Source organism: Cellulomonas septica (genome assembly GCF_012396155.1).
Lineage (GTDB): Bacteria > Actinomycetota > Actinomycetes > Actinomycetales > Cellulomonadaceae > Cellulomonas > Cellulomonas septica.
Genome location: NZ_JAAXOY010000164.1, coordinates 1 through 6,221, shown reverse-complemented (window position 1 = coordinate 6,221; position 6,221 = coordinate 1). Strand labels below are relative to the sequence as shown.

The 6,221-nt window shown below is 73.7% G+C and carries 4 protein-coding genes and 1 pseudogene; 2 read left to right on the top strand and 3 right to left on the bottom strand.

What is annotated here, in order from left to right; genetic code table 11:
* Positions 1-3,179: GH32 C-terminal domain-containing protein (locus tag HGA02_RS08290; RefSeq protein WP_343035375.1), on the bottom strand; the 3,179-nt coding region annotated here is incomplete at its 3' end.
* Positions 3,180-3,662: 483 nt separating this feature from the next.
* On the opposite strand from HGA02_RS08290, the gene HGA02_RS08285 reads away from it, so the two are divergent.
* Positions 3,663-5,063 carry a glycoside hydrolase family 68 protein gene (locus HGA02_RS08285; RefSeq protein WP_168678621.1) on the top strand — a complete coding sequence of 467 codons (1,401 nt, stop codon included), beginning with the start codon at positions 3,663-3,665 and terminating at the stop codon, positions 5,061-5,063.
* Positions 5,064-5,159: 96 nt separating this feature from the next.
* Here HGA02_RS08285 and HGA02_RS08280 read toward each other — a convergent pair whose 3' ends face one another.
* Positions 5,160-5,795: a fasciclin domain-containing protein gene (locus HGA02_RS08280; protein WP_168678620.1), complete on the bottom strand. Its 636-nt coding sequence runs from the start codon at positions 5,793-5,795 to the stop codon at positions 5,160-5,162.
* A 96-nt stretch (positions 5,796-5,891) separates the two neighbouring features.
* Positions 5,892-6,083: an anti-sigma factor gene (locus HGA02_RS08275; protein WP_343035377.1), complete on the bottom strand. Its 192-nt coding sequence runs from the start codon at positions 6,081-6,083 to the stop codon at positions 5,892-5,894.
* Between the two features lie 9 nt (positions 6,084-6,092).
* Between HGA02_RS08275 and HGA02_RS08270 the strand changes: the two are divergent.
* A pseudogene (locus HGA02_RS08270) lies at positions 6,093-6,221 on the top strand (AMP-binding protein); the annotation flags it as partial.

The window sequence follows — 6,221 nt, the reverse complement described above, 5'->3', positions numbered from 1 at the left end:
CGCCTCGACGGCGGGTGGCGTGCTCCGGCGGTCGTCCTCGTGCTCGTCGACGTCGGCGGGACGGGCGGGCGGACGGACGCGGTCGCGCGGGACGCGCTCGACGGACTGCCGGTCAGCGTGGTCACGGTGCCGCACGACACGATGCTCGGTCGCGGCGACGTGGTCGCCGGCACCGCGGTCAAGGCCGCGTGGTCGGGGCTCGCGTCGCACCTGCTGGCCCGCGCGTGCGACCCGTCGTCCGCGCTCGCCGACGGGCAGGTCGCATGACGCGCGTCCTCGTCCACCGACCCGCCCGCATGGTCCGGCCGCTCGAGCAGCCGCCGGACGTGCCAATCGCGTCGCCGCCGCAGACGAACGACGCCACGGGTGGCGCGGGCCTGCAGTCGCTGCTGCCCGTGGTCGGCGCGGTGGGGTCGATGACGATGATGCTGGTGCTGCGCGGCAACCCGCTGTTCGTGCTGGTCGGGATCATGGTGCTGGTCGTCGCGCTGGTCGGCGGCGTCGGCATGGCCTTGAGCAGCCGCGGGACGGCGGCCCGGACGCGGCGGCTGCAGCGCGAGCGGTACCTCGACTACCTCGAGGAGCTCCGCGCCGACCTCGCCGACGCCGAGGACGACGCGCGCAGCACGGCCCTCACGGTGCACCCGGACCCGGTCGCGCTGGTCGACGTCGTGCGCGACCCGGAGCGGCGCTGGGAGCGGCGGCGCACCGACCCCGACTTCCTGGACCTGCGCGTCGGCGTCGGGGAACACCAGGTCGGTGATCGTCACGAGGCCGTCCTGCGTGAACACCTCGACCGACGACCGGTCCACCACGACCGTGAGCCGCACGCGGCCGTCCACGACGTCCACGGGCGCCGAGTGCACCGCCGGGAACGCGGGATGCAGGTCGACCACGCCCGACGCCCGCCGGTCGACGAACAGGCGGCCCGTGCGCGCGTCGTAGCCGACGACGGTCCGCTGCCCGTCCTTGCTGCGCACGTGCAGGCCCACCTCGTCGGCGGTGGCGACGTCGAGCTCGGCCGTGAGCAGCAGCGCGTCGCCCGCCGCACGCGGCAGCGGCACGACCGCGTCGTCGAGCGGCACGTCGCGCACGGTCCACCGCGGCTCGCTCGCGAGGGCCGACGCGTCGGGAGCCGGGACCTGGACGAGGCGCACGCGCCCGTCGACGGTCCGCAGCGACAGGCGTCGCGGGAGCGTCATCGCGCCGCGCCAGCCCGTCGTGGGCGTCGCGGCGGCGTACGTCCAGCTGCTCATCCAGCCGATCGCGACCGCGTCGCCGTCCGGGTGCTCGGCGAACGTCAGGGGCGCGTAGAAGTCGCTGCCGTGGTCCATCCAGTCGTACCGCTCGAGCCGCCGCGGGACGGCCGCGTCGGTCGCGACGACGTGGTCGAGCAGCACGTGCCCCCACGGACCCGTCGCCGAGTCGACGACGCGCAGGCGGGCGTCCCGCCCGACGAGGTCCCGCACGTCCCACGACACCCAGTCGAGCGCCTCGGAGCCGGTGCCCGTGGCGCTGCGCACAACCTGCCCGTCGACGAGGAGGTCCACGGACGCCGCGGCCCCACGCGGGAGCGCCGGCTCGTCGCCCAGCACCACGTGGTCCGCCAGGACGTGCCCCCAGCCGTCGGTGGACGCGTCGACGATCTCGACCCGCGCCTCACGCCCGCGCAGGTCGCTGACGTCCCACGACGCCCAGTCGAGCGTCCCGCTCTGCGGGCCGGACGTGGACCGCACGACCTGCCCGTCGACCACGAGCCGGACCGCGGTGTCCGGGTGCGGTCCCCCGCCCACGAGGAAGCTCACGTGATCGGCGTCGATCGTGAACGGGGGCGACGTCAGCGTGCCGGTGCCGGTGTCGGGCACGGGCACGCACGGGTCTCCCGAGGTGCCGTTGCGGTACGAGCTCGCGAGGCCCGTGCCGAGGTAGCCGGTGACGCCGTCCTGGCAGGGCGCGTCGCCGCGCGTCGGGCCGTCGCCGAACGCCGTGCCCGACGCGGTCCACCCCGCGAAGCCGTCGCCCTCGAAGTCGCCCAGCACCGTGCCGGGGGGCGCGCCGCCGTCGCCCGTGCCCGGCACGCGGGGCGCGTCGCCCCCGCCCACCAGCAGCGCGAGGTGGCTGCGCGTGATCCGGAACGGTGGCGACGTCAGCGTCCCGACGGGCCGGTCGCCCCCGAGGAAGCTGTTGACGACCCGCTCCCCGACGAAGCCGGACACCGGGTGCTGCCCCGGCAGGGCGCCCGCGACGGGGCCCGAGCCGAACGCGCTGCCGGTCGTCTCCCAGCCGTCGCCGTAGGTGGGCCCCTCGAACGCGGCGACCACGTCGCCGGCCGGCACGTCGTCGTCGTCGCGCAGGTCGTCGGGCGTGAACGTCGTGCCGTCGAAGTCGCCGACGAAGTACTGCGTGCCGGACCCGCCCGTGGGCGAGCCGGGGTTGAGGCTCACGACGAGGACCCACCGCGTCCGGTCCGGGTCGCCGTCGACCGGCAGCTCGACGAGGTCGGGCATCTCCCACACCCCGCCGACGGCGTGCGCGGGGCCGAAGTCGCTCAGGTGCGTCCACGACCGCAGGTCGTCGGAGCGGTAGAGCTGCACGACGTGCTCGGTCGCGAGGACCACGAGCATGACCCAGTAGCCGCCGTCCGCGTACCAGAGCACCTTGGGGTCGCGGAACTCGCGCGAGCCGACGTCGAGCACGGGGTTGCCCGGGTAGCGGGTCCACGTGGTGCCGCCGTCGGTGCTCGACGCGAGGGACTGGGCCTGCACGTGCGTCGTCGGGTCGTAGCTCGTGTAGACCGCGACGAGCGGGTCACGCCCGTCGACGCCGAGGCCGCTCGTGTTGCCGTGGTCCACGACGACGGTGCCGGAGAAGACGAGCTCGTCGTCGGTCGCGGGGATCGCGACGGGCAGCTCCTCCCAGTGCACGAGGTCGTCGCTCACGGCGTGGCCCCACGAGATCGAGCCCCACACGTCGCCGGCCGGGTTGTGCTGGAAGAACAGGTGGTAGCGACCCTCGTACCAGACCGGGCCGTTCGGGTCGTTGACCCAGTGCTGCGCCGGGGCGAAGTGCGCGACCGGCCGATACGGGTCGTCGCCCTCGGACTCCCCCGGCACGGGGCACGCGAGGACCATCGACACCACGACCCCTCCGGCGACTGCGGCCAACGTCCGTGCGCGCACGCGGTACTCCTCGTCGAGTCCGGGCGGCTCCCCCTCGAGCCGTCCGCGTCAGCCTGGCGTGATGCTGACAACGTTGTCAAGCGGACGAGGACTGGATGACGACGACTTCGTCCCGGACCCTTGCGACCGCTCCGGGACCGTGCTTCCCTAGGTCCGGTCCGGCAGTCATCGCCGGAATGAACGGGAGTCACGAGGTCGTGATCTCCTGGACCCCAGGTGCGCCCGACGCACCTGCGGCGTGCCCTCAGCCACGCACGCCGACGCAGCGCTCAGGCGTGTGAGGACAGCGCACGCCGCTCCACCGGTCGGTCGCCCTCCCGACGACCCCACCGCACCGGTGCGCCCGGACGACGGACGCACCGTGTCCCCGGCGCGCCCTCAGACTCCGCGCCGCACCACCGGCACCGTCCGACACATCGGACGCCGGTCCGTCCGGCCCGACGGGCGACGACGCCCGACGGGACCCGCACGAGGGGAACTCCCATGAACCGCACCATCCGCGGTGTGCTCGCGCTCGCCTTCGCAGCCGCGACGACCGCCGCGCTCGTGACGCCCACCGCCGCCGTGACCGACCCCGACCGCCTCCCCGGTCCGTCGGTCGGCGGAGGGCAGCGCATCGACGCGGTGTTCAGCCCGCGCTCGACGTACCACGCCAACTGGACGCGCGCCGACGCCCTCAAGATCGAGCAGGACGCCACCAACACCGCGCCGCTGATCCCGTCCGACTTCCCGGTCATGACCGACCAGGTCTGGATCTGGGACACCTGGCCGCTGACCGACCTCAACATGCAGCCCGTCGCGTACGAGGGGTGGAACATCATCTTCTCGCTCACCGCGCCGCGGGACATCTTCTTCGGCGACCGGCACTGGCAGGCCAAGATCGGCTTCTTCTACTCGCAGGACGCCCAGCACTGGACGTACGGCGGCGACCTGTTCCCCGCCGGCTCGTCCCGTGGGTCGCGTGAGTGGGCAGGGTCGACGGTCCTCGCCGACGACGGCACCGTCCACGCGTTCTACACCGCGTCCGGCCACGACGGCGGCGGCATCGACCCGACCGACGCGCTGCAGCGCCTCGCGCACGCGCAGGGCCAGATCCACACCGACGACGACGGCGTCTGGTTCACCGGGTTCGAGAACCACCAGATCATCGCCGAGGCCGACGGGACGCTCTACCAGACGCTCGAGCAGTCGCAGGCCGGCCCGATCATCTACGCGTTCCGCGACCCGTTCGTGTTCCGCGACCCCACCGACCACCGCGTGTACGCGCTGTTCGAGGGCAACAACGGCGGCGTCGCCGGCACGCACACGTGCGACCGGTCGGAGATCGGACGCGTCCCGCCGGGCCACGTCACCCCGGCCGACGCCCGGTACTACACCGGCAACATCGGCCTCATGGAGCTGAGGTCCGCCGACTTCACGCAGTGGAAGCTGCTGCCGCCGCTCCTGTCGGCCGAGTGCACCAACCAGCAGACCGAACGACCGCACCTCGTCGTCCGGGACGGCCAGTACTACCTGTGGACCATCAGCCACATGTTCACGTTCGCGCCCGGGCTGACCGAGCCCGGCGAGATCGCGGCCGGACCGGACGGCGTCTACGGCTTCGTCGGCCCCGGCCTGCGCAGCAACTACCGGCCGATGAACGGCAGCGCGCTCGTGCTGGGCAACCCGCCCGAGCAGCCGCTGCAGCAGTACTCGCACTACGTGATGCCGAACCTGCTCGTCGAGAGCTTCATCGACACCGTGCCGACGGGCCCCGGACCGGGTGACGTCGTGTACGGCGGGACGCTCGCGCCGACGCTCGAGCTCGAGCTCGACGGCGCGACGTCACGGCTGGCCGGCGAGCTGCCGTACGCCTACGTCCCGGCCGAGGTCGCGGTCCCCTGACCCGACCTGACCCGCACGGGCCCTCCCCCGTGCACCCACGCAGGAGCCCGGCCCCGCCCAGGGACCGGGCTCCTGCCACGCGCGACGGGCGACCCGTCAGAGGTCGACCGGGCGCAGGACCAGCGAGATGCCGTGTGCGATCTGGACGTTGCCCGCGTTGAGGTCGAGCTTCGACCGCACCAGGAACGGGTCGAGGTCGCTGCGGTCCTGGTCCTTGAGCTGCACGATCGCGTAGCGCTTCGACCACACCTTCACCTTGATGGTGCCCCCCTGCGCGGTCGTCAGGGTCGCGCCGCTCGACGCGAGCGCGGTCGCCGAGTCGATCGTCGCGCCCGGCACGACGTGGTACAGCAGGACCTGCTCGACGGCGTCGACGCCGACCGCCCCGGCGATCGCCGTGAGGACCTCCTGCTCGGTCCCGTACCAGCGGTGCGTGAGGTCCTTCGCCAGCACCTGGAACGCGCGGTCGTTCGGGATGAACGCGGTGAGCGGGACCGTGCCGTCGGCGAGGACCGCGACCGGGCTGCCCGGCTTCGCGGCCAGGACCGTGGCCACCGCCTGGTCGACGATGTCGAAGTCGTACCAGTTGCGGTCGAACGTGTCGCCGTCGGACGCGAGCACGCTCGCGAGCGACGTCGTGCCGGCGGCGGTCGCCGCGGGCGCGAGCGCGAGGCCGGCGCCCGCCGCGACAGCGGCAGCGCACAGGGCGGAGAGGGTGCGTCGGATCTTCATCGTCGACTCCTGCGTCGTCGAGGTCGGCCCGCGCGGGCCGGACGCCCCGGAGGGGGTGTCACCGGTACTTCCGGTCGACACCCCTGCCTGGATGCATCAGGCCTGCAGCGGTCCGCGCACGATCGAGTCGCCCGAGTGCGCCGGGTCGCCGTCGAACTGCTCCTCGGAGACGTCGACGACCGAGAACTCGTCGAGGTCGAGACCCGCGGGCAGGTCGAACCGGCCGGTCGGGCCGTCGAGCGTCCCGAGGCTGACGAGCCCCGACACGTCGGGCTTGAGCAGCCACACCTCGCGGAAGCCGTCGCCGCCGGGGCGGACGTGCCGGACGAGGAGATCGCGCGCCGGCGGTCGATCGCGTCGCTGGGGGACGTCGCGACGATCATCTACACCTCGGGCACCACGGGCCGCCCGAAGGGCGTCGAGCTG